The organism is Mesorhizobium sp. M1396 (assembly GCF_040317725.1).
GTDB lineage: Bacteria > Pseudomonadota > Alphaproteobacteria > Rhizobiales > Rhizobiaceae > Mesorhizobium.
Map to the genome: position 1 here is coordinate 23,854 of NZ_JAMYLA010000020.1, position 23,233 is coordinate 47,086.

Annotated in this window: 26 protein-coding genes; 22 read left to right on the forward strand and 4 right to left on the reverse strand. The window is 63.7% G+C overall.

Annotated features, from left to right (window positions below):
- Positions 1-58: 58 nt before the first annotated feature.
- The 4 genes from NKH02_RS15280 (at position 59) to NKH02_RS15295 (ending at position 3,941) form a co-directional block, all read left to right on the forward strand.
- The gene (locus NKH02_RS15280) at positions 59-517 is read left to right on the forward strand and encodes a hypothetical protein (protein WP_502913818.1); all 459 of its coding nucleotides are present in this window, start codon (positions 59-61) and stop codon (positions 515-517) included.
- Positions 514-1,269 (forward strand): SDR family oxidoreductase, encoded by a 756-nt coding sequence (locus NKH02_RS15285; RefSeq protein ID WP_352879801.1) that lies wholly within the window; start codon positions 514-516, stop codon positions 1,267-1,269. Before NKH02_RS15280 ends, NKH02_RS15285 begins: the two co-directional genes overlap by 4 nt.
- A 24-nt stretch (positions 1,270-1,293) precedes the next feature.
- A complete protein-coding gene (gene lpdA, locus NKH02_RS15290) occupies positions 1,294-2,700 on the forward strand; it encodes a dihydrolipoyl dehydrogenase (RefSeq protein WP_352879802.1) in 1,407 nt (468 codons plus the stop codon).
- Between the two features lie 764 nt (positions 2,701-3,464).
- The gene (locus NKH02_RS15295) at positions 3,465-3,941 is read left to right on the forward strand and encodes a DUF2867 domain-containing protein (protein ID WP_352879804.1); all 477 of its coding nucleotides are present in this window, start codon (positions 3,465-3,467) and stop codon (positions 3,939-3,941) included.
- 2 nt (positions 3,942-3,943) lie between these two features.
- Here NKH02_RS15295 and NKH02_RS15300 read toward each other — a convergent pair whose 3' ends face one another.
- Positions 3,944-5,014 carry a TraB/GumN family protein gene (locus tag NKH02_RS15300; protein WP_352866301.1) on the reverse strand — a complete coding sequence of 357 codons (1,071 nt, stop codon included), beginning with the start codon at positions 5,012-5,014 and terminating at the stop codon, positions 3,944-3,946.
- A gap of 400 nt (positions 5,015-5,414) precedes the next feature.
- Positions 5,415-6,353: a tyrosine recombinase XerC gene (locus NKH02_RS15305; protein WP_352879806.1), complete on the reverse strand. Its 939-nt coding sequence runs from the start codon at positions 6,351-6,353 to the stop codon at positions 5,415-5,417.
- A 172-nt stretch (positions 6,354-6,525) separates the two neighbouring features.
- Here NKH02_RS15305 and rimM point away from each other — a divergent pair, with 172 nt between their 5' ends.
- Together rimM and trmD are read left to right on the forward strand one after the other, a co-directional pair.
- Positions 6,526-7,125 carry a ribosome maturation factor RimM gene (rimM, locus tag NKH02_RS15310; protein ID WP_352866297.1) on the forward strand — a complete coding sequence of 200 codons (600 nt, stop codon included), beginning with the start codon at positions 6,526-6,528 and terminating at the stop codon, positions 7,123-7,125.
- A complete protein-coding gene (trmD, locus tag NKH02_RS15315; protein ID WP_352879808.1) occupies positions 7,122-7,826 on the forward strand; it encodes a tRNA (guanosine(37)-N1)-methyltransferase TrmD in 705 nt (234 codons plus the stop codon). Before rimM ends, trmD begins: the two co-directional genes overlap by 4 nt.
- Here trmD and NKH02_RS15320 read toward each other — a convergent pair.
- Positions 7,808-8,560: a sulfite exporter TauE/SafE family protein gene (locus NKH02_RS15320; protein ID WP_352879810.1), complete on the reverse strand. Its 753-nt coding sequence runs from the start codon at positions 8,558-8,560 to the stop codon at positions 7,808-7,810. The genes trmD and NKH02_RS15320 overlap by 19 nt on opposite strands.
- A gap of 326 nt (positions 8,561-8,886) precedes the next feature.
- On the opposite strand from NKH02_RS15320, the gene rplS reads away from it, so the two are divergent.
- The 10 genes from rplS (at position 8,887) to NKH02_RS15370 (ending at position 17,991) form a co-directional block, all read left to right on the forward strand.
- Entirely contained in the window at positions 8,887-9,435 is a 549-nt protein-coding gene (rplS, locus tag NKH02_RS15325; protein WP_352866290.1) for a 50S ribosomal protein L19, read from the forward strand.
- Positions 9,436-9,581: 146 nt separating this feature from the next.
- Complete coding sequence (locus tag NKH02_RS15330; RefSeq protein WP_352866288.1) at positions 9,582-10,016, forward strand: organic hydroperoxide resistance protein; 435 nt, start codon at positions 9,582-9,584, stop codon at positions 10,014-10,016.
- On the forward strand, positions 10,013-10,513 hold the full coding sequence (locus tag NKH02_RS15335; protein ID WP_352879812.1) for a MarR family winged helix-turn-helix transcriptional regulator: 501 nt from the start codon (positions 10,013-10,015) through the stop codon (positions 10,511-10,513). Before NKH02_RS15330 ends, NKH02_RS15335 begins: the two co-directional genes overlap by 4 nt.
- A gap of 177 nt (positions 10,514-10,690) precedes the next feature.
- Positions 10,691-11,488 carry a transporter substrate-binding domain-containing protein gene (locus NKH02_RS15340; protein WP_352879814.1) on the forward strand — a complete coding sequence of 266 codons (798 nt, stop codon included), beginning with the start codon at positions 10,691-10,693 and terminating at the stop codon, positions 11,486-11,488.
- Positions 11,489-11,631: 143 nt separating this feature from the next.
- Complete coding sequence (locus NKH02_RS15345) at positions 11,632-12,438, forward strand: amino acid ABC transporter permease (RefSeq protein WP_352879816.1); 807 nt, start codon at positions 11,632-11,634, stop codon at positions 12,436-12,438.
- 56 nt (positions 12,439-12,494) lie between these two features.
- Positions 12,495-13,130, forward strand: a complete 636-nt coding sequence (locus tag NKH02_RS15350) for a class I SAM-dependent DNA methyltransferase (protein WP_352879818.1) — start codon at positions 12,495-12,497, stop codon at positions 13,128-13,130.
- Positions 13,131-13,278: 148 nt separating this feature from the next.
- Positions 13,279-13,650: a VOC family protein gene (locus tag NKH02_RS15355; protein WP_352879820.1), complete on the forward strand. Its 372-nt coding sequence runs from the start codon at positions 13,279-13,281 to the stop codon at positions 13,648-13,650.
- Between the two features lie 282 nt (positions 13,651-13,932).
- Complete coding sequence (gene leuC / locus NKH02_RS15360; RefSeq protein ID WP_352630805.1) at positions 13,933-15,342, forward strand: 3-isopropylmalate dehydratase large subunit; 1,410 nt, start codon at positions 13,933-13,935, stop codon at positions 15,340-15,342.
- Between the two features lie 158 nt (positions 15,343-15,500).
- Positions 15,501-16,697 carry a GGDEF domain-containing protein gene (locus NKH02_RS15365; protein ID WP_352879822.1) on the forward strand — a complete coding sequence of 399 codons (1,197 nt, stop codon included), beginning with the start codon at positions 15,501-15,503 and terminating at the stop codon, positions 16,695-16,697.
- A gap of 76 nt (positions 16,698-16,773) precedes the next feature.
- On the forward strand, positions 16,774-17,991 hold the full coding sequence (locus tag NKH02_RS15370; protein WP_352879824.1) for a GGDEF domain-containing protein: 1,218 nt from the start codon (positions 16,774-16,776) through the stop codon (positions 17,989-17,991).
- A gap of 88 nt (positions 17,992-18,079) precedes the next feature.
- Here NKH02_RS15370 and NKH02_RS15375 read toward each other — a convergent pair whose 3' ends face one another.
- Entirely contained in the window at positions 18,080-18,442 is a 363-nt protein-coding gene (locus NKH02_RS15375; RefSeq protein WP_352879825.1) for a hypothetical protein, read from the reverse strand.
- Between the two features lie 262 nt (positions 18,443-18,704).
- Here NKH02_RS15375 and NKH02_RS15380 point away from each other — a divergent pair, with 262 nt between their 5' ends.
- From NKH02_RS15380 to NKH02_RS15405, 6 genes are all read left to right on the forward strand, one after another.
- A complete protein-coding gene (locus tag NKH02_RS15380; protein ID WP_352879827.1) occupies positions 18,705-19,097 on the forward strand; it encodes a hypothetical protein in 393 nt (130 codons plus the stop codon).
- 255 nt (positions 19,098-19,352) lie between these two features.
- On the forward strand, positions 19,353-19,757 hold the full coding sequence (gene sdhC / locus NKH02_RS15385; RefSeq protein WP_352879829.1) for a succinate dehydrogenase, cytochrome b556 subunit: 405 nt from the start codon (positions 19,353-19,355) through the stop codon (positions 19,755-19,757).
- A gap of 2 nt (positions 19,758-19,759) precedes the next feature.
- Positions 19,760-20,155 carry a succinate dehydrogenase, hydrophobic membrane anchor protein gene (gene sdhD, locus NKH02_RS15390; RefSeq protein ID WP_352866268.1) on the forward strand — a complete coding sequence of 132 codons (396 nt, stop codon included), beginning with the start codon at positions 19,760-19,762 and terminating at the stop codon, positions 20,153-20,155.
- A gap of 1 nt (position 20,156) precedes the next feature.
- Positions 20,157-21,992 (forward strand): succinate dehydrogenase flavoprotein subunit, encoded by a 1,836-nt coding sequence (sdhA, locus tag NKH02_RS15395; RefSeq protein WP_352879830.1) that lies wholly within the window; start codon positions 20,157-20,159, stop codon positions 21,990-21,992.
- A 2-nt stretch (positions 21,993-21,994) separates the two neighbouring features.
- A complete protein-coding gene (locus NKH02_RS15400) occupies positions 21,995-22,432 on the forward strand; it encodes a DUF3052 domain-containing protein (protein ID WP_352866263.1) in 438 nt (145 codons plus the stop codon).
- On the forward strand, positions 22,432-23,211 hold the full coding sequence (locus NKH02_RS15405; protein WP_352866260.1) for a succinate dehydrogenase iron-sulfur subunit: 780 nt from the start codon (positions 22,432-22,434) through the stop codon (positions 23,209-23,211). The genes NKH02_RS15400 and NKH02_RS15405 overlap by 1 nt, the downstream gene beginning before the upstream one ends.
- Positions 23,212-23,233: the final 22 nt, after the last annotated feature.

Consider the following 23,233-nt stretch of genomic DNA (forward strand, 5'->3'; position numbering starts at 1 on the left):
GACGACTTATTCCCTTAGCCTTTCTAAGGTTCTTTCGATCGTATCGATCGCGGCCGGCATGGCGTTGGCCGTCGCTGGCGCTCATGCTGCCTGCCCGATCGAGCTCGCCGTCTATGGCGACACGCAGAGCGGCGCCGAGATCAATTTTACGCCGACCGGCACCTCGGCGTCCGTCACCAACACGTTCCGGATGATCCTCGACAACAATGTGGTGCTGAACGGTATCGTCATGTGGAACGAGGGCGTGTCGCGGCCGAACGGCGCGCTGATGTACAAATGCCCGGAGGGCGACGTCACCGGCGAGGAGCTTGCCGCCTGCACGCCCTGGCATGGTGTCATCTACACATCGGATGACAAGGGCAGCATCGGGCTGCTGCCGGCCGAAGGCGTCGTGGCGCCGAAGATGCTTATCCTGCCAGATCTCGGTCCGGCGCTGCGCCAATCCTCGGCCTATGGCGGCAGCGGGTTCTCGAAAGTGCCGTGGGATGCATTTACCTTGAAGGGGTGTCAGGAATGAGCGCGACGCAAAAAGTGCTGCTGGTCACCGGCGGCAGCCGGGGCATCGGTGCGGCGATCTGCCGGGTCGGCTCGAAGGCCGGCTACCGTGTCGCGGTCAACTACGCCTCGAACCGGGATGCCGCCGACGCACTGGTCGCCGAGATCAAGACCGGCGGCGGCGAGGTTTTTTCCGTCAAGGGCGATGTCGGCGCCGAGTCCAATATCGTGGCCATGTTCGGCGCTGTAGACCGCGCCTATGGCCGGCTCGATGCCTTCGTCAACAATGCCGGCATCGTCGACGTCAAGGCGCGCGTCGACGAGATGGATGTGGCGCGGCTCGAGCGCATGATGCGCATCAACGTCGTCGGCTCGTTCCTTTGCGCCCGCGAGGCGGTGAAGCGCATGTCGACCCGTCATGGCGGGTCGGGCGGATCCATCGTCAACATCTCGTCGGCGGCAGCGACATTGGGCTCGCCGGGCGAGTTTGTCGACTATGCCGCCTCCAAGGGTGCCATCGACACCTTTACCATCGGGCTCGCCCGTGAGGTCGCGCTGGAAGGCATCCGCGTCAATGCAGTGCGGCCGGGGCTCATCGATACCGAGATCCATGCCTCTGGCGGGCAGCCGGACAGGATAGAACGGTTCCGCGATTTATTGCCGATGAAAAGAGCGGGCACCGCGGATGAAGTCGCGGGTGCGGTTCTCTATCTTCTATCCGAAGCCGCGTCCTATACGACGGGCGCGATCCTGAATGTCAGCGGCGGCCGCTGAGCCCCAATCAAGAAGGACAGTATCATGGCTTATGACGTCGTCATCATCGGATCGGGACCAGGCGGCTATGTCTGCGCCATCAAGGCGGCGCAGCTCGGGCTGAAGGTCGCGGTGATCGAGAAGAACGCGACCTTCGGCGGCACCTGTCTCAACATCGGTTGCATCCCGTCCAAGGCGCTGCTCCATGCCTCCGAGATGTTCGCCGAGGCGGGGCATTCCTTCGACACGCTGGGCGTCGAGATACCGGCGCCGAAGCTGAACCTGAAGAAGATGATGGCGCACAAGGATGCGACGGTGTCTTCGAACGTCAACGGCGTCGCCTTCCTGTTCAAGAAGAACAAGATCGATGCGTTTCGCGGCACCGGCAAGGTGATCGCGGCTGGCAAGGTCTCGGTGACTGGCGAGGACGGCAAGGTCGAGGAGATCGAGACCAAGAACATCGTCATCGCCACCGGCTCGGATGTCGCCGGCATTCCCGGCGTCAAGGTCGACATCGACGAGAAGGTGATCGTGTCTTCGACCGGCGCGCTGTCGCTGGACAAGGTGCCAGGCCATCTGGTGGTGGTCGGCGGCGGTGTCATCGGGCTTGAGCTCGGCTCGGTGTGGGCGCGGCTTGGCGCCAAGGTCACCGTGGTCGAGTTCCTCGACACGATCCTGGGCGGGATGGACGGCGAGGTATCCAAGCAGTTCCAGCGGCTTTTGTCGAAGCAGGGTTTCGAGTTCAAGCTCGGCGCCAAGGTCACCGGCGTCGCCAAGGCGAAGAAGGGTGCCACCGTCACCTTCGAGCCGGTCAAGGGCGGTGCCGCCGAGACCATCGAAGCCGACGCGGTGCTGATTTCGACGGGACGCCGCCCCTATTCCGACAGCCTCGGGCTGAAGGAAGCCGGCGTCGAGGTCGACGAGCGCGGCCGGGTCAAGACCGATGGCCATCTCAGGACCAACGTTCCCGGCATCTATGCCATCGGCGATGTCATCGCCGGGCCGATGCTGGCGCACAAGGCCGAGGACGAGGGCGTGGCGGTGGCGGAAACCATTGCCGGCCAGGCCGGCCATGTGAATTACGACGTCATTCCAAGCGTCGTCTACACCAGCCCCGAAATTGCCTCGGTCGGCAAGACCGAGGAAGAGCTGAAGAAGGCAGGCATCGACTACAAGGTGGGAAAGTTTCCGTTCAGCGCCAATGGCCGGGCACGCGCCATGCTGCACACCGATGGTTTTGTGAAGATCCTCGCCGACAAGGCGAGAGACCGCGTGCTCGGCGTGCATATCGTCGGCTTCGGCGCCGGCGAGATGATCCACGAGGCGGCGGTGCTGATGGAGTTCGGCGGCTCGTCCGAGGATCTCGCCCGCACCTGCCACGCGCATCCGACGATGTCGGAAGCGGTGAAGGAGGCGGCGTTGGCAACGTTCTTCAAGCCGCTCCACATTTAGCTAAAAGCGACCAACGCTTCGTGGTCCCAGGGCGGAGCGGAGCGAGCGACGTCGCCGTGACCTGGCATCCATGCCGCGACGAAAGTGCGCCGCGGCGGTGCGGAATTCTGTTCCGCCACTCTTCTCGGCTGCGACATGAATCCTCGGGTGAAGCCGACGAGCGCGCGGCACTTTCGCCCCAAAGCAAAACGGCCCGCCTTTCAGCGGGCCGTTTGTATTTGATGTCGGGCCGATCTATTGGGCCGGCGCTGGGGCCGGTGCGGGTGCGGGCGCTGGCGCGGGTGCCGGGGCCGGGGCAGGCGCCGGTTCCGCAGGTGCAGGTGCGGGTGCAGGCGCGGGTTCGGCCGGCTTCATCGGTTCCGCCGGTGCGGGCGCGGGGGCCGGTGTGCTGGCCGCCGGCGGCTCGGCCGGTGCCGGGCGCTCACCACTTCTTCCGAAAACATAATACGCGACAACCGCCAGAATAACGACGACCAGTGCAATCAGCCAACCACTGCCGCCGCCGCCACTTGGCCTCGGAGTGTTGGTGGATGGATTGAACGGGTCGTTTGGATTCGGTGCGTTCGCCATAAAAGTGTCCTCCGTGGATGAAAAATATCAATCAACACCAATCAACGCGCAATCATCGAACTGGTTTCACGCTAGGGTTGGAAAACGCCAAAAACAAGGACAATCCTGCCTCTTCGGAGCCGGAATGGCGTCGTTTCGCCACGCAGTGCACCGAGTTTGTGCCTGCTATGGTCGTTTCGGAGGATTTTACCGTGATGAATCGCACAGCGCAGCCTGTCCCGAATCGCTACGACGCTCTTGCCGGAGCCCAGTTCGCCGACCGCTATGTGCTGATCACCGAAGGTCTTTCGTTGACCGCACTCGGTGCCGCCGAACGGGCTTTGGGGCGAACGCCGCGATGGGTCGGTAGGCTCACGGCGCTGCGCAACCTTGCCGTCAGGCCGTTCCGGCTGAAGACAGGCCTCGAACCCGCGGTGTTGCCGGCTGGCCGGATCGGAATCTTTCCGCTCATCAGCCAGTTTCCCGGCAAGGTCGTGCTTGGCCTCGACGATCGGCATCTCGATTTCCGCGTCCTGGTCGAAGTCAGGGATCTCGGCATGGGCCGGCAGGAGGTGGCCGCAACGACGGTCGTCAAGACGCACAATTGGCTCGGGCGCGCCTATCTGGCGATTATCATGCCGTTTCACCGGATCATCGTTCCGGCGATGCTGGCTCAGATCCTGGTCAAGTAAAGCTAAAGTCCGACAGGCGTGACGGTATAGCCGGCCTTGCGGAAATCCTCGACCAGGCCTTCGGGGCCGGGAAGGTGGAGGGCACCGACCGCCATGAAGGCATTGCCCCTGGCAAGGATCGGTTCGGCATGCTCGACCATCACCTTGTTGCGGCTGGTGATCATGGTTTCCTCGAACGCCGCATAGCCCGCGGGGTCGTCCTGTCCTTCTGGCATGGCCGCGCGAAACAGCGGCCAGAACATGCCGGTGTCGCCGCGCTGGTAGAGCACGATCATGGTTTCGTTGATGTCGTTGACCTTGTCGCCGAGCTTCAGCGTGTCGACGAGGCCCTTCATGTGAAAGGCCAGCGGCAGCGAGGCCATGGCGCGCAGCTGGCTTTCAGCCGTCTCCAACCCTTCCACCGGCTTGCCGGCAGCCTTTGCACCTTCCGCCAGCTTGACGTCGAGAACCGGTGCGCCACCGGACTGGCGGGCGAGCTCGCAGGCCGGCAGCGCCATCATGGCCGAGAGCATCCACGGCTTCATCTTGGCAACGGTCGCCGGCGGGATGCCGCGGGCGTCGAGGGCGGTGTTCATGGCCGCCGCATCGTCGGGCGACAGCAGCGACGCCAGCGTCGTGCTATCGGTGAACATCATCAGGTCCGGCTCCTTGAGCATCGCGACCATCATCTTCTGCTTGTCGAGCACGTCGGTGGTTTCGATAACGATGGTGCCGGCGGCGTCATAGGCCTTCTGGGCGTCCGGCGGCAGAGCGGTGACGCGCGGGTCGGTCATATGCATGGTGCCGAACAAGAAGGACGGCTTCTCGCCTGGCTTTTCCAGCTTCCACAACAGGCCTTTGCCATTCGGTGTGGCCGCGGCTTCCGCCTCGATCTTGCGGTAGGTCTCCGGATCGTCCTTCTGCAAGGCCGACAGCATGTCGGCGCCGGTGCAGGTCGGGATTTCGGCATGCGCCCTGCCGGTCGCGAACAGCAACACGGCGAGGAACGACAGAAAAAACAGGACGTTGAGCGCGACAAGCAGCTTCAGGGAGATGTGAGCCGCACGGTCGGCGATGGCGATGACGCGTTTCATGATCCTCTTCTAGGACCGAAAAGCGGCAAAACGGTTAATCGGAGCCGTGAAATTGTCTTTGACCGGTTCTGGTTTCTCGGCGCGGACGTTTGAGCCGCTTGCGTTGACGCACGGTATGCCTCGGCAATTGGTGGTAACCCCCACTTCGTCATCCACGGGCGGAGCAAGGAGCGCAGCGACGCAGCGCAGACCCGAGGATCCTGTATGTTGTTCCCATGCTATGTTTGAAGTGGGAAGGAGACCGAGAGGATCCTGGTCGCCTTTCACTTCAAAGCGCCACTATGGTGCAGAATTCTGCACCGCCGCATTCTTCGGCCAAGGTCCCGGCATGGATCCCAGGGTCTGCGCGCCGCTTCGCGTCGCTCCGCCCTAGGATGACGAATTTGGGGGCTTCCAGCGGTTATGCCCTTGGATGCGCCGCCTCATAGATCTCGAGCAGCCGCGCCGTGTCGACGCCGGTGTAGATCTGCGTCGTCGACAGGCTGGCGTGGCCCAAGAGCTCCTGGATGGTGCGCAGGTCGCCGCCGCGCCCCAGCAGATGCGTGGCGAAGGAATGGCGCAGCGCATGCGGCGTCGCGGTGGCGGGCAGGTTGAGCGCCGAGCGCAGTTTCGCCATGTCGCGCTGGACGATGGCCGGGTTGAGCGGGCCGCCACGGGCGCCACGGAACAACAGTCCCTTGGGGTCGAGATGATAGGGGCAGAGCCGGCGGTATTCGGCGATGGCCCGCAGCGCCACCGGCAGCACCGGCACCAGCCGCGTCTTGCCGCCCTTGCCGGTGACGCGCAGCACGGTGTCCGCCTCGGATGCCAGCTCGGCGCCGGCCAGCCCAAGCGCCTCGGAAATGCGCAGGCCCGAGCCGTAGAGCAGCGTCAGCACGGCGGCGTTGCGGGCAGCGATCCAGGGCTCTTCCGCCAATTGGCCTTCGACGGAAACGATATGCTTGGCATCGCTTGCCGTCAGCGGCTTGGGCAGCGATTTGGGCTGGCGCGGCGCGCGAAGTGCTGCCGCACCCGCGGCATTGGCAAGACCGCGCCGCTCGAGGAAACGCAGCAGCGAACGGATGCCGGCGAGACCCCGGCCGAGCGTGCGGGCGCCGGCGCCGGCGTTGCGCCGTGCAGCGAGAAAGCCGCGCAGATCGGCCGGGCGCAGGTTGGCGATGTCCGAAATGCCGGGAGAGCCGCCGCAATGGCCGGTGAGGAAATGCAGGAACTGGCGCGTGTCGCGCTCATAGGCTCCCACCGTCTCGGGCGACAGCCGACGTTCTCGCGCGAGCATCTTCAGCCAGCTTTCGCGTGCCGCCTGGAGGTCGGGTTTGGCCGGGATAAGGAATTCCTGCATGGCGTGCTTCCAATCGTTGTTTCATGCATGTCGTCGTCCCCAAAACCGGAGCCACTTTTGGGCGACATGCATTGGCGGCCATTTTCCGGCAGCCTGGTTAGGAAGCGGTGAAGAGCGCGTCATTGAAATGACGAACGGGGAGCGTTAGAGCAAAGCCAAAGGATGTCGCGCCATGAGCAAGCCCCAGAACCCTGTCCAGATGGCCGTGATCGGCGCCGCCCACGGCATCAAGGGCGAATTGCGGGTGAAGACCTTCACCGGTGAGCCGCTGGCGCTGGCCGATTACGGGCCGCTCTATGACAAGGACGGCCGCGCCTTCCAGATCATCGACATCAGGCCCGCCAACACCGTCGTCGTGGTTCGCTTCAAGGGCATTGCCGACCGCAACGCGGCGGAGGCGCTTGCCGGCACGGAGCTGTTCGTCGACCGCTCGGTGCTGCCGGACGACGGCGAAGAAGACGAATTCTATCATGCCGACCTTGTCGGCCTGGAAGTCCGGGACGACACGGGTGCTGTGCTCGGTAAGGTGGTCGCGGTGCATAATTTCGGCGGCGGCGACATTCTCGATGTAACATTGGGCGGGCGCAAGGGCGTGCTGATTCCGTTCACGCAGGCCGCCGTGCCACAAGTGTCGATCGCCGAAGGCTTCGTCCGTGTCGACCCGGCGGCGGCCGGGCTGGTCGAGGACGAGGATGGCGATGGCCCGCGCGAAGAAGACTTCGACCCGAAGGGCAGGCCGCGCGGACCGAGCGACGCCGGGGGCAACCGGTGAGTTTTTTCGCCTCGGTGCTGACGCTCTATCCCGAGATGTTCCCGGGCGCGCTCGGCCTGTCGCTGGCCGGGCGTGCGCTCGAGGCCGGCACATGGTCGCTGGAGGTGATCCAGATCCGCGACTTTGCCACCGACCGCCACCGCACCGTCGATGACACGCCTGCCGGCGGCGGCGCCGGCATGGTGATGCGCGCCGACGTGCTGGCGAAAGCCATAGATCACACCTCGCCGCCAGGCGATTTGCGGCCGCGGCTGCTGATGAGTCCGCGTGGCAGGCCACTGACCCAGGCCCGCGTGCGCGAACTGGCCGCCGGTCCTGGTGCCGTCATCGTCTGCGGGCGTTTCGAAGGCGTCGACCAGCGGTTGATCGAAGCGCGTGGCCTGGAAGAGGTTTCGATCGGCGATTTCATCCTCTCCGGCGGTGAACCGGCGGCACTCGTGCTGCTCGATGCGGTGGTGCGGCTGTTGCCCGGCGTGATGGGCAATGCTGTATCGGGCGAGGAGGAGAGTTTCGAGAACGGCCTGCTCGAACATCCGCACTACACGCGGCCGCAGGAGTTTGAAGGCCGCGAGATTCCCGAGGTGCTGATTTCGGGCAACCACAAGAAGATCGCTGCCTGGCGGCGGGCTCAGTCCGAAGCGCTGACGAGGGAGAGGCGGCCTGATTTGTTGGGCGCCGCTGCTCAGCCTTTCCAAAAGTAATAGAAGGCCAAAAAGAGGCCGACGGCGACGACGAAGCCGCGCACCGCGTTTTGTGGCACGCGCTTGGCGATCCAGACGCCCGCATAGCCGCCAAGCGCGCCGCCCGGGATCATGATGATCGCCTGAGGCCAGGCGACGACGCCGCCCGAGACGAAGACGACGATCGCGACAGCGGCGATGACCATGGCCAGCATGTTCTTCAGTGCGTTCAGCCGGTGGTAGTCGCCGGCTTGTGTGAGGCCGAGCGTTGCCAGCATCATCACGCCCATGCCGGCGCCGAAGAAGCCGCCATAGATGGCGGTGGCGAACTGCGCCAGCGAACCGGTGAGTGACCCCACCGACGCTTCATGGCCGGGTTTTGGCGCGGGCTTTAGCCAGGGCCCTGCGGCGAACAGGGCCGTCGCGCCCAACAGCAGCCATGGCACCAAGGCGCGAAACGACGGGTTGTCCAGCGCCAGCAGGATCGGCGCGCCGGCCAGCGCGCCGGTCGCCGAGATCAGGCACAGCACAAGCGCGCCGCGCCAGAAATGCCTGATGTCAGCCGAGTAGGCGAGCGTCGAGGTGATGTAGCCTGGAAATTGCGTGACCGAGGAGGTGGCGTTGGCGACGATCGGCGGCAGGCCGACCAGTGTCATGGCACCGAATGTGATGAAGGTGCCGCCACCGGCGACCGCATTGGCGGCGCCTGACAGAAAGCCCGCCAGGAACAGCAGGATGGCATCGAAGACAGACATGGGGGTGGCCGCTCAAAACTGTGTTGTCGCAGCCTTAGGAGGCCTGAGGGACCGGAGCAACCCGGCACGGCAAGATTACGATGGTGCCATGCGAGCAGAAAAATGCGCGGCCAAGGCGTGACAAAGCCGCGAAATAGCTGTATGTGCCCGCCCGTACCGGCCAGAGAGAATCTGCCGGACCCGTCAACAATGACGGTGTAGTCGCCCCTGCCCGATGTTTCAAAGACAAATGTCTCGAACAAAGGGCATAGCCGAGCGGTCAATGGAACTGCAAGGCGAGTGTCGGACGCTCTGACTGTCGGAAGAACAAGAAGTGGACTATTGAGATGGATATTCTCCGTCAGCTCGAGGCCGAACAGGCCGCCAAGATCGAAGCCAAGCGCAAGCTTCCCGAATTCCAGCCCGGCGACACAGTGCGCGTCCAGGTCCGCGTGACCGAAGGCACCCGCACCCGCGTCCAGGCTTATGAGGGCGTCGTCATCGCCCGCGCCGGTGCCGGCTTCCAGGAGAACTTCACCGTTCGCAAGATTTCCTACGGCGAAGGCGTCGAGCGCGTGTTCCCGGTCTACTCGCCGATGATCGAAGGCGTCGAGATCGTGCGCCGCGGCAAGGTGCGTCGCGCCAAGCTCTATTACCTGCGCGATCGTCGCGGCAAGTCGGCCCGTATTTCGGAAAACACCGGCGTGCGCGCCCGCAAGCTGAACGACGAGGAGCGCGATGCGCTGAACGCCGAGAAGGCCCGCATCGAGGCCGAGAAGGTGGCAGCCGCCGAGGCTCTGGCCGTCGAGAAGGCCGCCCAGGACGCCGCCGAGAAGAAGGCCGCCGCCGAGGCAGCTGAAGCCGCCAAGGCAGCGGAAGCAGCCACCGCCGAATAAGATTTTCGACGAGCATGTTCAAAAAGGCGGCTTCGGCCGCCTTTTTCGTTCCCGGGGAACGGTTTTGGGCCTGGCAGGAAATTCCCGGTTGACTCGATTTATGTCGTGTACTAAACAATCGTACACTATTTAAATGGAGAAGTGAGATGCCTGCATTGTATTCCACCCAAGCCCGCGCCGTCGGCGGCCGCGCCGGCCATGTCCAGAGCGATGATGGCCTGCTCAGCCTCGACCTTGCCATGCCCAAGGAGCTTGGCGGCAAGGGCGGCGCCACCAATCCCGAGCAGCTTTTCGCCGCCGGCTATGCCGCCTGCTTCGAAAGCGCCATGCGCTTCATCGCCGGCAAGCAGAAGCTGCCGCTGCAGGACGCTTCGGTGACGGCCAATGTCAGCCTGCACAGCAATGCGCAGGGCGGATTTGTACTTGGCGTATCGCTCGCGGCGGAAACGAAAGGTCTTGATCAAACAGCGGCGGAAGCGCTTGTATCGGCGGCGCACCAGGTTTGCCCCTATTCCAACGCCATCAAGGGCAACATCGAAGTGGCGCTTTCGGCAAAGGCGCTTCCGGCAAAGGCAGCATGACCGCGGAAACGACAACCAGGTCCAAGCAAACCCCGGCGCAATTCGCCGGGGCGGCAAAACTCGACCAACAGCTCTGCTTCGCGCTCTATTCGGCAAGTGGACTGATGACGCGGCTGTATCGGCCGCTGCTCGATCCGCTCGGCCTGACCTATCCGCAATATCTGGCCATGCTGGCGCTGTGGGAACGGGCACCAAGCACGGTGGGCGAGCTTGGCGAAGCGCTCGGGCTCAATTCGGCGACATTGACGCCGCTGCTCAAGCGGCTGGAGGCAGGTGGCCTGGTCACGCGCCGTCGCGATCCCGCCGACGAGCGCCGCGTTCTGGTCGAGCCGACGGCGAAGGGCCAGGCACTGCGCGAGCAGGCCAGAAGCGTGCCGGCGGCGATGCTGTGCAATCTGCCGCTGGAAGCCGACGAATTGAAATCCCTGCACCGCACCCTGACGCGGTTCGTCTCCGGCTTGCGCAAGGCGGATCCCGGCACCGCGAACCAGAGCTGATCGCCGCCGCGGCACTGTTCCTTCTCGAATTGCGGGATTGAAGGTATTGGATTCCGCTTTCGCGTGCACTGACGCAGCGGAGCGTCTTGCATGACGCTTGCGGAAAGCTAAAGTCGGCGCCGGATTTTCCTGCAAGCCCGGCCATGCCCGGGTCATTCAATTCCCGGGGAGTGTGTCATGACCAAATCGAAACTGCTGCTGGCAGGCCTGCTTGCCCTCGTCCTGGCGCCCGTTGCCGCCTTCGCGCAGGCGCTTCCCGATCTCGGCGGCAAGAAAGTGGTGGTGGTGACCGAAAACGCCTATCCGCCGCTGCAGTTCATCGACGCCAAGACCGGCAAGCAGATCGGCTGGGAATATGACGCGATGAACGAGATCGCCAAGCGGCTCAATTTCACGGTCGAGTACCAAAACACCTCCTGGGACGCGATGATCCAGGCGGTTTCCGACAACCAGTACAACATCGGCATGACCGGCATCACCATCAAGGACGACCGCAAGGAGAAGGTCGATTTCTCCGACCCCTACATGCGTTCGGAACAGTTCATGCTGGTGCGCGGCGATGAAAGCCGCTTCACCGACGCCAAGACCTTCGGCGCCTTCAAGGACGGGCTGGTCGGCGCGCAGGCCGGCACCACGCCCTTCTACACCGCCGTCTACAGCGTGCTCGACGGCAACGAGCAGAACCCGCGCATCAAACTGTTCGAGACGTTTGGTGCGACGGTGCAGGCGCTGAAATCCGGCGACGTCGATGTCGTGCTGACCGACGGCACCGCGGGCAAGGGCTATGTCGATGCTTCCGAAGGCAAGCTGAAGCTGATCGGCGGGCCGCTCGGCACCGAGGATTTTGGCTTTATCTTCCCGAAGGGTTCGGATTTGGTGAAGCCGGTCAACACGGCCATCGCCGCGTTGAAGGCCGACGGGACGCTCGAAGCGCTGAACAAGAAGTGGTTTCTTGATTATAAGATGGGGCAGTAGGCCCTGTTGCCGCTTTCGCTAATCGCAAACGCCAAGCAACAGGCGTGGTTGGCAAAGCTGCCAATCTCCCCCCTTGCGGACCCCCGCAAAGGGGGAGATAGGCTGCCCTTGCGAGGGCAGCCGTTCACCAGCGTTGGGAATTGATGCCCCCCGCTTCCTCCAAAGCCGACTTCCCCTGGTGGCTCGTCGTTGCCGTAGCCATCGCGATCGCGGTGGCCGTCTTCGTCGCCACCAGCGACCTCTACGCCCAGGTCTTCGCCACCGTTGCCAAGGGCATCGGCATCACCATCTTCGTCACCGTGATCGCCTTCGTGCTGGCCTCGGTCATTGGCCTCGGTATCGCGCTGATGGGAATGTCCGGCTCGCGTTTGATGCGCCAGATCGCGCGCTTCTATGTCGAGATCATCCGTGGCGTGCCGATCCTGGTGCTGTTGTTCTGGATCGCCTTTGTCGGTGCACCGGCTTTCGTCGCGGCCTGGAACGCGCTGACCGCGCCGCTGCAAAACGCCGGCCTGTTCGGCGAGCTTCTGGTGCGCGACGTTTCGCTGCTGTGGCGCGCCATCATGGCGCTGACCATCGGCTATTCGGCCTTCATCTCGGAGGTTTTCCGGGCCGGCATCCAGGCGGTGGAGAAAGGACAGATCGAGGCGGCGAAGGCGCTCGGGTTGAGCCGGGCGCAGCGCTTCCGGCTGATCGTGTTCCCACAGGCCATCCGCACCATCCTGCCGCCGCTCGGCAATGATTTCGTCGCTCTGGTCAAGGATTCCTCGCTGGTCTCGGTGCTCGGGGTCGCCGACATCACGCAGATGGGCAAGGTCTATGCCGCCGGCTCGTTCCGCTTCTTCGAGACCTATTCGATCGTGGCCTATATCTATCTCATCCTGACGATAGGCCTGTCCTTGGCCTTGCGGGCACTGGAACAGCGACTGCATCGTCAGCACGAGCAATAGTTTTCGGGCCAGGACGGCGCTACGATCCTTACCGGCATATTCGTTGAGGAGGTCCCATGATTGTCGACAAAGCCAATGCGGCGCTGGATTCGGTCTATACGGCCGACACGCCGGAGGCGCTTGAAGAGGCCTATGCCGCATGGGCCGCGACCTACGACAGCGAAACCGCGTCGCTCGGGTATCTCCTGCCTTTCCTGATCGCCGCCTGGGTGGCGCGCCATGTGCCGGCGGGCGATGGGCCCTTGCTCGATGCCGGCTGCGGCACCGGCCTGTCGGGGCCGTCGCTGAAGGCACTCGGCTACCGCGACATTGCCGGGCTCGACCTTTCCGACGACATGCTGAAGATCGCCGGCAGCCGCAATGCCTACAGCGAGCTGAAACAGGCGATGCTCGGCGGTCCGCTGCCATGGCCGGACGGCCATTTCCGCGCCTTCTTCTCGACCGGCGTGTTCACCATCAGCCACGCGCCGGCATCCGGCCTGCACGAACTGGTGCGCATTACCGGCCAGGGCGGGCATGCGATCTTCACCGTGCGCGACCAGGTGTTTGAGAGCGGCGGCTTTCAGGCCGTGTTCGACGAGCTGGAACAGATGAAAAAATGGCGGGCGGTCGAGCAAAGCCCATGGTTCCGCTGCTATGCGATCGCCGAGCCGGATGCGTTGGTGAAGACTTTTGTGTTCGAAATCCTGTAGCGGAGTGAAGCCTGGTCTTCGGCATCCAAGCACCCATCGGCCGGAACTATGGGCAAGTCAGTGCGTTCCGAAAGCGTGAGGCTGCGCCTCACTGCGAAAGCGGGTTATGGCGCCGCCGCGGTAATTCGGCACAAGAGGAGAAGGCTGAATGGCGTCCGTCCGTTATATCGTTGCCGACATAGACAAGGCGGTAGAATTTTACCGAGATAATCTCGAATTCAAGGTCGAAATGCACAATCCTGGCAAGTTCGCGGCGCTGCTTCGCGACGACCTTACCCTGTATCTCAGCGCTCCAGGTGCGGGAAGCGGTGGTCAGGCCGGCGGTGATCCGGAGCCAGGCGGGTGGAACAGGTTCATGGTCGTAACCAAGGGGCTCGATGCCCTGATCAACCGATTGCGCGCGGCCGACGTGACGTTCCGCGGGAACATCAGCGATGGCGGTGCGGGCCGGGCTATTCTGCTTGAAGATCCGTCGGGCAACGTCATTGAGCTGTTCGAATTCAAGAAGGACAGACAGTGATCCCCCCATTTCGTGGGGCGAGGAACCAGGTTCCGCGAAGGCACGCAATTGCCGAAAAGCCAAAACATTGGTATGAGCCACGCCATGGAAGAGCTTTTTGGCGATCCGGCCTATAAGGGGTTCGTGCTGCAGGACAGGAAACGCCTGCCGTCGCGCTTCTCCGCGCGCGTGTCCGGGGCGCTGACCAGCCGGCTTAGCTAGGCCGACCTGTCCAGGTCGTTTCGCCGGGCCGAAAGTCAGGCGTATGCTCTTTCCCATTCTCATATCGACGGATTTACGCACATGAGCGCACCGCGCACCCTCTACGACAAGATTTTCGACGACCATGTCGTCGACCGCCAGGATGACGGCACCTGCCTGCTCTATATCGACCGCCACCTCGTCCATGAAGTGACCAGCCCGCAGGCTTTCGAAGGCCTGCGCATGACCGGCAGAAAAGTCCGGCATCCGGAAAAGACGCTGGCCGTGGTCGATCACAATGTGTCGACCTCGCCCGAGCGCAAGTTCGGCATCAAGAACGAGGAAAGCCGCATCCAAGTCGAGGCGCTGGCCAAGAACGCCAAGGATTTCGGCGTCGAATATTATTCCGAGAACGATATCCGCCAGGGCATCGTCCACATCATCGGTCCGGAGCAGGGTTTCACCTTGCCCGGCATGACCATCGTCTGCGGTGACAGCCACACCTCGACCCATGGTGCTTTCGGAGCATTGGCGCACGGCATCGGCACGTCCGAGGTCGAGCATGTGCTGGCGACGCAGACGCTGATCCAGCGCAAGGCCAAGAACATGCTGGTGCGCGTCGACGGCCAGCTGCCGGAAGGCGTCACCGCCAAGGACATCATCCTGGCGATCATCGGCGAGATCGGCACCGCCGGCGGCACCGGCTATGTCATCGAATATGCCGGCGAGGCGATCCGTGCGCTGTCGATGGAAGGCCGCATGACGATCTGCAACATGTCGATCGAAGGCGGCGCGCGCGCCGGCCTGATCGCCGCCGACGAGACGACCTTCGCCTATGTCAAGGACAAGCCGCGCGCCCCGAAGGGCGCGGCCTGGGATGCGGCGCTCGAATACTGGAAGACGCTGCAGTCCGACGAGGGCGCGCATTTCGACAAGGTGATCGTGCTCGACGCGGCCAAGCTGCCGCCGATCGTCTCCTGGGGCTCGTCGCCCGAGGATGTCGTGTCGGTGCAAGGCATCGTGCCGAACCCGGAAGACATCACCGATGAAAACAAGCGCACCTCCAAGCAGCGCGCGCTCGACTATATGGGGCTGACGCCGGGCACCAAGATCACCGATATCTCGCTCGATCGAGTCTTCATCGGCTCCTGCACCAATGGCCGTATCGAGGACCTGCGCGCCGTTGCCAAGGTGGTCGAAGGCAAGACGGTCAGCCCGCATGTCGATGCGATGATCGTGCCGGGTTCCGGCCTGGTCAAGGAACAGGCGGAAGCCGAAGGCCTCGACAAGATCTTTATCGCCGCCGGCTTCGACTGGCGCGAGCCGGGTTGCTCGATGTGCCTTGCCATGAACGACGACCGGCTGAAGCCGCATGAGCGCTGCGCCTCGACCTCGAACCGAAATTTCGAGGGACGCCAGGGTTTCAAGGGCCGCACCCATCTGGTGTCGCCGGCGATGGCGGCGGCGGCGGCGATCGCAGGGCACTTCGTCGACATCCGCGAGTGGAAATAGCAGGAAGCGCCGGCTTCGTGCGAATACCAGGCCCCGGAGCGCTTTGCGGCTCCGGGGCTTTTTTTAACCGGTTCGTTCACATATTCGCCTTCGCTTAACCGCTTGTTTGCGCTTGCGCTCTAAGTCTTTCCCGACGTAAGCGGGGAAATCACAGTCGTTTGGACACGGGCCTGCTCATAGCGCTGCTCAACCCGACGATAGCGTTGGCGCTCGGCGCCGCGTTCCTCGTGCTATGGTCCTATCAACGCCACCGCCCCTATCTGGCTGTGCTGGCGATCTGCTACGGTCTTTCGGCGGTAGGCTTCCTGCTGCAGTATTTTACCTTGCCGATCGGCATGCCGCTGACCAAGCTGGCTTCGAACATCTGCTTCACCATCGCCGGCTGCTGCCTGTCCAGCGCCATCGTCCATCGCCATGGCCGCAAGGTGCCCTATGTGGGGATTGGCGTGTTGGCGGGCGGCGGCCTGGCGTCGTTTTGCTGGTTCCTGTTCGTCGCGCCGGATCTCACCTGGCGCATCCTGGCGATGAATTTCGCTTTCGGCGGTATCAGCCTTCTGGTCGCCGCCGAACTGCGCCCGGTGCGCAACAACGGTCCGACCGAAAAAATCCTGTTCGTGCTGTCGCTGCTGTCGGGCGTCAACTTCTTCGTGCGCACCCTTGTCGTCGTCATCGCGCACGGGCCCTTCACCAGTTATGACGGTTTCTATGGCTCGTCCTACTGGACGACGGCGCTTCTGTCGCACGCGCTGCTGTCGCTGCTCATTGCACTGTGCCTGTTCTCCGCCGCCGCGCTCGACGTGATGAAAGCGTTGAAGACCGAGACCTATACCGACCCGCTGTCGGGCCTGCTCAACCGGCGTGGCTTCGAGGAACGCGGCATGCTGCTCCTGCGGCACTGCGCCACGGCCCGTTTCCCGGTCGCGCTGGTGCTGGCCGACCTCGATCATTTCAAGGCGCTCAACGATGCGCACGGGCATGCGTCGGGCGATCGGGTGATTGCCGATTTCGCAGCCAAGCTTCGGTCGGCGGCGGGTGCGCGCGGTGTTGCCGGGCGTATCGGCGGCGAGGAATTCGCCGTGCTGCTGCCGCTCACCGATCTCGCCGCCGCGCGGCTGTTCGCCGAGGCGGTGCGCACGGTTTATTCGGCCGGTCATGTCGACGGGCTTCCTGCCGGGACGAAGGTGACAGCCAGCTTCGGCGTGGCGGCGCGCAGCGGTGACGAGACGCTGGAGCCGCTGATGCGCCGTGCCGACGACGCGCTCTACAAGGCCAAGAAGAATGGCCGCGACAGCGTGCGCCTGTCCTATGAGAGGCCGGAAACGGCGTTCGTGCCGGCGTCGCTCAAGACAGGCTGACCCTGTCCAGACGAGTTGGCGTTAACGTCTTCTTCGCCCGTCGATGCTTAGCTGTCGGGACGGGTGCGGGAAGAACATGAGCGGCGCCAACTTCATCCTGTTGATCAATTTGTCGGTTGCCGGCCTGCTGGCGGCATCCTTCATGGCGGTCGCGTTTCATGACGTCGGCCGTGCGCCGGCGCGTTTGCTGGCGTTTGGCTACCTGCTGGGCATGGCCTATTCGGCGATCGAATTCAGCATTCCCGCTTTCTCCGACGCGCGGCTCCCGGTCGTTGCCGCCTTCGCGGTTTTCCTTGGCGCGACCATTGCGGTCAATGGCGGACTTGCCCGCAAATACGGCGTGACGCCGCCCTGGCTGCCGATGCTGTTGTCCCTGGTCGCCTCGGCCATAGCTGTGTATTTCGTGCAGGACCTGCCGCGCCAGTCGCTGGTGCGCATGATTGCCTACCAGCTTCCCTATGCGGTCATGCAGTTCGTCGGGTTGGCCATCGTCTGGTCGTCGAGGCAAAGCCTCGCCCGTCTCGACCGCATCCTGATGGCGGTGCTGGCGGCCTGCGGCCTGCAGTTTGCCTCCAAGCCGTTCATCGCGCATGCGCTGGGCGGCTGGGGCGCCAATCCGCAAGCCTATCTGCAAAGCAGCTACGCGCTGGTGTCGCAGTCGCTCGGCACTGTGTTTGCGCTGGCGCTGGCGCTGCTGATGCTGGCCATCCTGGTCCGCGACGTGCTTGCCGAAGTGACGTCGAAATCGGAGACCGACACGCTTTCGCGCCTGCTCAACCGCGGCGGCTTCACCCGCCATGCGGAGCTGGCGGTGCTGGGCGCGATGCGGCAAGGCGTGCCGGTCGCCCTGGTCATCGCCGACCTCGATCACTTCAAGAGCGTCAACGACAGTTTCGGCCACGCGTCCGGCGACCGGGTGATCGAGACCTTCGCCGGCTTCCTGCGCGAGGCGGCCGCCGGCCATCATGTCGCCGGCCGCGTCGGCGGCGAGGAGTTCGCCATCATGCTGCCGGGAACCAATCTTGCCGCCGCCCGGCTGTTCGCCGAGGGCACGCGCAGTGCTTTCGGCGCGCTGCCCATCGACGGGCTGCCGGCGGACAACCGCTGCACCGCGAGCTTCGGCGTCGCCGAGCTTCATCCGAGCGAAGACTTTGCCGATCTGATGCGGCGCGCCGACCAGGCGCTTTACCAGGCGAAGAATGCCGGGCGCGATTGCGTACGCGTCTCCGCCGGGCCGGCCGGCAACGGGTCGTCAGCCGGGATGGAAGCCAGAGCAATTCCAGGAAAAGTGTGAAACGGTCTTCCCGGGAAAAGCGCCTAGCGCTTTCCTCTGAGAAAGGAGCCTAGCGCTTTCCCCTGGGAATCGCGTCCAAACGAAGAGTCTAGCGGCAGGGGCTGAGTTCCGGCATCTCGCCGTCGGAAAGGCCGTACATATAGGAGCGGCCCTTCACCAACACCGGCGGCCGGTAGCAATCGCTGTAGCCTGATATCTCGTCGGCTTCGTTCTCGTAGATCACCTTGGGCTGGCCGGCGCTGGTGTAGTCGGACAGTTGCTTGGCCAGCCTGCCTTTGCCGACGAGAATGCGCTTGTAGCCGGCGGCGCTGTCGATGACGAGATTGCCGAAGGAATCGGCGTAGACGCGATCCTGATGACGTGTTCCGGCGAGCGCGGGCGCTGCCGGGCCGACGACCGATGCCGCCACTATGAGCGCCGCAAGGCGCGACCTGCCCGAATTCGAACGCATGGCGTCCTCCGTGTCTTGAGGAAAGCCTCCTCGAATCGGAAATTAACGCTTTCTTAACCTTTGTTAAGAGGCTGACGCGCTTCGCGGTGATGTCTCGGTAAACATGGTTAATATCCGTTAATATCCGACTGGATGGAAAGCCCGGTGGCCATCATTCGGCCATGCTTGGCCGCACCATCGCGGTCGGCGTCCGTCTCGGCGTCGGGATGACCTTGATCTTGGCAAAGCATCGCGGCTGATTCGCCGCGCGGGAGGACAGCCTATGGCGCTAGGCCGGACGTTTCGGGCAACGCTTGCCCTTTCGCCGCTTCTGATCGCCATGGCCTGCGTGCCGCAGGGCAACGAGCCCAAGGCCGGCAACAAGATCGCCGCATTGGCTTCGCCGGCACTCTCGGCGGGTGGCACCGTCACCGACGTGACCGCGCCGCAGCCGCGTACCGCGACCTACAGCTGTGCCGACGGCGGCAGGATAACCATCGAGAATCTCGGTACCTCGGTGCATGTCGCCGGTTCCGACGGCGCCAGCGAGGATCTGCAGGCCTCGCCGGCCAACCAGAACAGCCGTTACGAGCAGGCGCATGACGCGATTGTGATCGACGGTCGCGAGGCGCTGGTCATGAAGGCGGGCTCGACGCCGGTGACCTGCAAGCGCTAGCGCGAATCTCAATACGGCCAGCCTTGGGCCAGACATGCTGCACTGCAGCGATATCGAGCCGGCTTCAGATCATGAGCGCCTAATCGATTGAAGCCCGAGCCAGATTTTTAGTCAGACTAAATTACGTTTTCGAAACGGTTTTCCGGCTTTGACGCGGTGCAAAAAGAGCATTAGAAACCGGCTGTCCGAAGTCGCAGCCGGAAGCGGCAATGCCGCATTTCCACCTGAGGCAGGAGACGCCGAACTGGGGGAGCCATGAGCAAATCACCAGCCACCCGCGCCAGACCTCTTTCGCCGCACCTCACGGTGTACCGGCCGCCGATCACGATGACGATGTCGATCATCCATCGTATTACCGGCGGCGCGCTGTATTTCGGCACGCTGCTGGTCGCGCTGTGGCTGATGGCGGCGGCAAGCTCACAGGCGACCTTCGACTGGGTCAGCTGGGCCTTCGGCACCTGGCTCGGCCGGTTGATCCTGTTCGGTTACACCTGGGCGCTGATGCATCACATGCTGGGTGGCGTGCGCCATCTGGTCTGGGACACCGGCGCCGGCCTCGAGAAGCACTCGGCCTCGAAGATCGCCTGGGCGACGCTGGCCGGATCGATCCTGCTCACGCTGCTGATCTGGATCGCCGGCTATATGGCGCGAGGAGCCTGATCATGAGCGGCAACAACTCCGACATGCGCACGCCGCTGGCGAAGGTCCGCGGCCTCGGGTCCGCCCGCGAGGGCACCGGACATTTCTGGCGCCAACGCCTGACCGCGATCGCCAACATCCCACTGATACTGTTCTTCGTCGGCTTCCTGATCGCGCTCAACGGCGCAAGCTATGCCGAAGTGCGGACAGCGCTCGCCAACCCGTTCGTGGCGCTGGTGATGGCCCTGGTGCTCGTCTCCGGGCTCACCCATATGCGGCTCGGCATGCAGGCGATCATCGAGGATTACGTGCATGGCGAGGGCATCAAGCTGGCGCTGATCGCGCTCAACACATTTTTTCCCATAGCGGTCGGCGTCGCTTCGATCTTCGCCCTGCTCAAGCTGACATTCGGAGGCTGAGTTGGCCAAGGACGCAAAACAAGCCAACAGCGCTGGCTACACTTATGTCGACCACAAGTTCGACGTGGTGGTCGTCGGTGCCGGCGGTGCCGGCCTGCGCGCCACGCTCGGCATGGCCGAACAGGGCCTGCGCACCGCCTGCATCACCAAGGTGTTCCCGACCCGCTCGCACACGGTGGCGGCGCAAGGCGGCATCGCCGCTTCGCTTGCGAACATGGGACCCGACAATTGGCAATGGCATCTCTTCGATACCGTCAAGGGTTCGGATTGGCTGGGCGACATCGACGCGCAGGAATACATGGTCCAGCAGGCGCCCGCCGCCGTCTACGAACTCGAACATTACGGCGTGCCGTTCTCGCGCACCGAAGAAGGCAAGATCTATCAGCGGCCGTTCGGCGGCATGATGATGAATTTCGGCGAAGGCCCTCCGGTGCAGCGCACCTGCGCCGCCGCCGACCGTACCGGCCATGCCATGCTGCATACGCTCTACGGCCAGTCGCTGAAGCACAACGCGCAGTTCTTCATCGAGTATTTCGCGCTCGACCTGATCATGGAGCCGGACGGCACCTGCACCGGCGTCGTCGCCTGGAACCTCGATGACGGCACCATCCACCGCTTCTCGGCCAAGATGGTGGTGCTGGCGACGGGCGGCTATGGCCGCGCCTATTTCTCGGCGACCTCGGCGCACACCTGCACCGGCGACGGCGGCGGCATGGCGGCACGTGCCGGCTTTCCGCTGCAGGACATGGAGTTCGTGCAGTTCCACCCGACCGGCATCTATGGCGCCGGCTGCCTGATCACCGAAGGGGCGCGCGGCGAGGGCGGCTATCTCGTCAATTCCGAAGGCGAGCGCTTCATGGAGCGCTACGCGCCGTCGGCCAAGGACCTTGCCTCGCGCGACGTCGTCTCGCGATGCATGACGCTGGAAATCCGCGAAGGCCGCGGCGTCGGCCCGAAGAAGGACCACATTTTCCTGCACCTCGACCACCTCGATCCTGCCGTTCTGCACGAGAGGCTGCCGGGCATTTCGGAATCGGCCAAGATCTTCGCCGGCGTCGACCTGACCAAGGAGCCGATCCCGGTGCTGCCGACGGTGCACTACAATATGGGCGGCGTGCCGACCAATTACTGGGGCGAGGTGCTCAACCCGACAACGCTCAATCCCGACCAGGTGTCGCCGGGGCTGATGGCGGTCGGCGAGGCCGGCTGCGCCTCGGTGCACGGCGCCAACCGGCTCGGTTCGAACTCGCTGATCGATCTTGTGGTGTTCGGCCGCGCGGCGGCGATCCGCGCGGGCCAGGTCATCGACCGCAATTCGGCGATCCCTTCGCCCAATGAGGCCTCGGTCGAAAAGATCATGGACCGCTTCGATCGGCTGCGCCACGCCAACGGCTCGACGCCGACCGCGGTACTGCGTGAGAAGATGCAGAAGGCGATGCAGGAAGACGCTGCGGTGTTCCGCACCCAGGAATCGCTGGACAGTGGCTGCGAACGCATTTCCCGGATCTGGGGCGAGCTCAAGGACATAAAAGTGTTCGATCGCTCGATGATCTGGAATTCCGATCTGGTCGAGACGCTGGAATTGGAAAACCTAATGGCCAACGCCATCACCACGGTCCACGGCGCCGCGGCGCGCAAGGAGAGCCGTGGCGCGCATGCGCGGGAGGATTTTTCGGCGCGCGACGACAAGGTCTGGCGCAAGCACACTCTTGCCAAGGTGAGCGAAGACGGCGAGGTGACGCTCAGCTATCGGCCCGTGCACACCGAACTGCTGCTAAAGGAAGAAAATGGCGGTATCAACCCGGCCAAGATCGCACCGAAGGCCAGGGTGTATTGACGATGGCGCCGACGGCCGCGGGATATTCCGACACGCCCCTTCCGGCCAAGCTCGGCCTGAAGGACGGCATGACCGCCGCCTTCATCGCGCTCCCCCACGACCTTGACGATCTCATGGAAGCCGCGAATTTCTCTTCAGTCGACCGGCTGGCCGATTGGTCGCGGATTTCAGGCATTCGGCTGAAATATGACGCCGTCCATGCCTTCACCCGGCAGCGTGCCGAGATCGAGGATCGCCTCGGTGATGTCGAGGCGGCGATCAAGCGCGACGGCATGGTCTGGGTATCCTGGCCTAAAAAGGCATCGAAGGTGGCTACCGACGTCACCGAAGGCGTCGTTCGCGCCGAGGCGCTGAAGCGCGACCTTGTCGACGTGAAGGTGGCCGCCGTCAATGAAATCTGGTCCGGGCTGAAGCTCGTCATCCGAAAGGACCTGAGGTAATGGTTGAACTGACGCTTCCCAAGAACTCGAAGATCCAGCAGGGCAAGACCTGGCCGAGGCCGGAAGGCGCCACCAATCTGCGCGAATACCGCATCTACCGCTGGTCGCCGGACGATGACGAGAACCCGCGCATCGACACCTATTTCGTCGACATGGACGATTGCGGGCCGATGGTGCTCGACGCGCTGCTGTGGATCAAGAACAAGATCGACCCGACGCTGACCTTGCGCCGCTCCTGCCGAGAGGGCATTTGCGGCTCCTGCGCCATGAATATCGACGGCTCCAACACGCTGGCCTGCACCAAGGGCTGCGACGACATTTCCGGCGCCGTCAAGGTCTACCCGCTGCCGCATATGCAGGTGGTCAAGGACCTGGTGCCCGACCTCACCAATTTCTACGCCCAGCACGCCTCGATCCAGCCATGGCTGAAGACGGTGTCGCCGGAGCCGGCCAAGGAATGGCTGCAAAGCCATGAGGACCGGGAGAAGCTCGACGGGCTCTACGAGTGCATATTGTGTGCCTGCTGCTCGACCTCGTGCCCAAGCTACTGGTGGAACGGCGACCGCTATCTCGGCCCGGCAACGCTTTTGCAGGCCTATCGCTGGCTGATCGATAGCCGCGACGAGGCCAAGGGCGAGCGGCTCGACGATCTCGAGGATCCATTCCGGCTCTATCGCTGCCACACCATCATGAACTGCGCGCAGACCTGCCCCAAGGGCCTCAACCCGGCCAAGGCGATCGCCGAGATCAAGAAGATGATGGTGGAGAGAAGGGTCTAGGCGGCAGGTTGGTTGCCGGCGC

Bases quoted from the DNA above. Each gene is read 5' to 3' on its own strand.
- NKH02_RS15375 (WP_352879825.1), bottom strand. From the start codon at position 18,442: ATGCGTTCGAATTCGGGCAGGTCGCGCCTTGCGGCGCTCATAGTGGCG.
- NKH02_RS15300 (WP_352866301.1), bottom strand. From the start codon at position 5,014: ATGAAACGCGTCATCGCCATCGCCGACCGTGCGGCTCACATCTCCCTG.
- NKH02_RS15330 (WP_352866288.1), top strand. From the start codon at position 9,582: ATGCCTGCATTGTATTCCACCCAAGCCCGCGCCGTCGGCGGCCGCGCC.
- leuC (WP_352630805.1), top strand. From the start codon at position 13,933: ATGAGCGCACCGCGCACCCTCTACGACAAGATTTTCGACGACCATGTC.
- NKH02_RS15370 (WP_352879824.1), top strand. From the start codon at position 16,774: ATGAGCGGCGCCAACTTCATCCTGTTGATCAATTTGTCGGTTGCCGGC.
- rimM (WP_352866297.1), top strand. From the start codon at position 6,526: ATGAGCAAGCCCCAGAACCCTGTCCAGATGGCCGTGATCGGCGCCGCC.
- NKH02_RS15405 (WP_352866260.1), top strand. From the start codon at position 22,432: ATGGTTGAACTGACGCTTCCCAAGAACTCGAAGATCCAGCAGGGCAAG.
- NKH02_RS15335 (WP_352879812.1), top strand. From the start codon at position 10,013: ATGACCGCGGAAACGACAACCAGGTCCAAGCAAACCCCGGCGCAATTC.
- NKH02_RS15345 (WP_352879816.1), top strand. From the start codon at position 11,632: ATGCCCCCCGCTTCCTCCAAAGCCGACTTCCCCTGGTGGCTCGTCGTT.
- sdhC (WP_352879829.1), top strand. From the start codon at position 19,353: ATGAGCAAATCACCAGCCACCCGCGCCAGACCTCTTTCGCCGCACCTC.
- NKH02_RS15280 (WP_502913818.1), top strand. From the start codon at position 59: ATGGCGTTGGCCGTCGCTGGCGCTCATGCTGCCTGCCCGATCGAGCTC.
- NKH02_RS15285 (WP_352879801.1), top strand. From the start codon at position 514: ATGAGCGCGACGCAAAAAGTGCTGCTGGTCACCGGCGGCAGCCGGGGC.
- NKH02_RS15400 (WP_352866263.1), top strand. From the start codon at position 21,995: ATGGCGCCGACGGCCGCGGGATATTCCGACACGCCCCTTCCGGCCAAG.
- NKH02_RS15340 (WP_352879814.1), top strand. From the start codon at position 10,691: ATGACCAAATCGAAACTGCTGCTGGCAGGCCTGCTTGCCCTCGTCCTG.
- sdhD (WP_352866268.1), top strand. From the start codon at position 19,760: ATGAGCGGCAACAACTCCGACATGCGCACGCCGCTGGCGAAGGTCCGC.
- NKH02_RS15320 (WP_352879810.1), bottom strand. From the start codon at position 8,560: ATGTCTGTCTTCGATGCCATCCTGCTGTTCCTGGCGGGCTTTCTGTCA.
- NKH02_RS15380 (WP_352879827.1), top strand. From the start codon at position 18,705: ATGGCGCTAGGCCGGACGTTTCGGGCAACGCTTGCCCTTTCGCCGCTT.
- lpdA (WP_352879802.1), top strand. From the start codon at position 1,294: ATGGCTTATGACGTCGTCATCATCGGATCGGGACCAGGCGGCTATGTC.
- NKH02_RS15350 (WP_352879818.1), top strand. From the start codon at position 12,495: ATGATTGTCGACAAAGCCAATGCGGCGCTGGATTCGGTCTATACGGCC.
- NKH02_RS15305 (WP_352879806.1), bottom strand. From the start codon at position 6,353: ATGCAGGAATTCCTTATCCCGGCCAAACCCGACCTCCAGGCGGCACGC.
- NKH02_RS15355 (WP_352879820.1), top strand. From the start codon at position 13,279: ATGGCGTCCGTCCGTTATATCGTTGCCGACATAGACAAGGCGGTAGAA.
- rplS (WP_352866290.1), top strand. From the start codon at position 8,887: ATGGATATTCTCCGTCAGCTCGAGGCCGAACAGGCCGCCAAGATCGAA.
- NKH02_RS15295 (WP_352879804.1), top strand. From the start codon at position 3,465: ATGAATCGCACAGCGCAGCCTGTCCCGAATCGCTACGACGCTCTTGCC.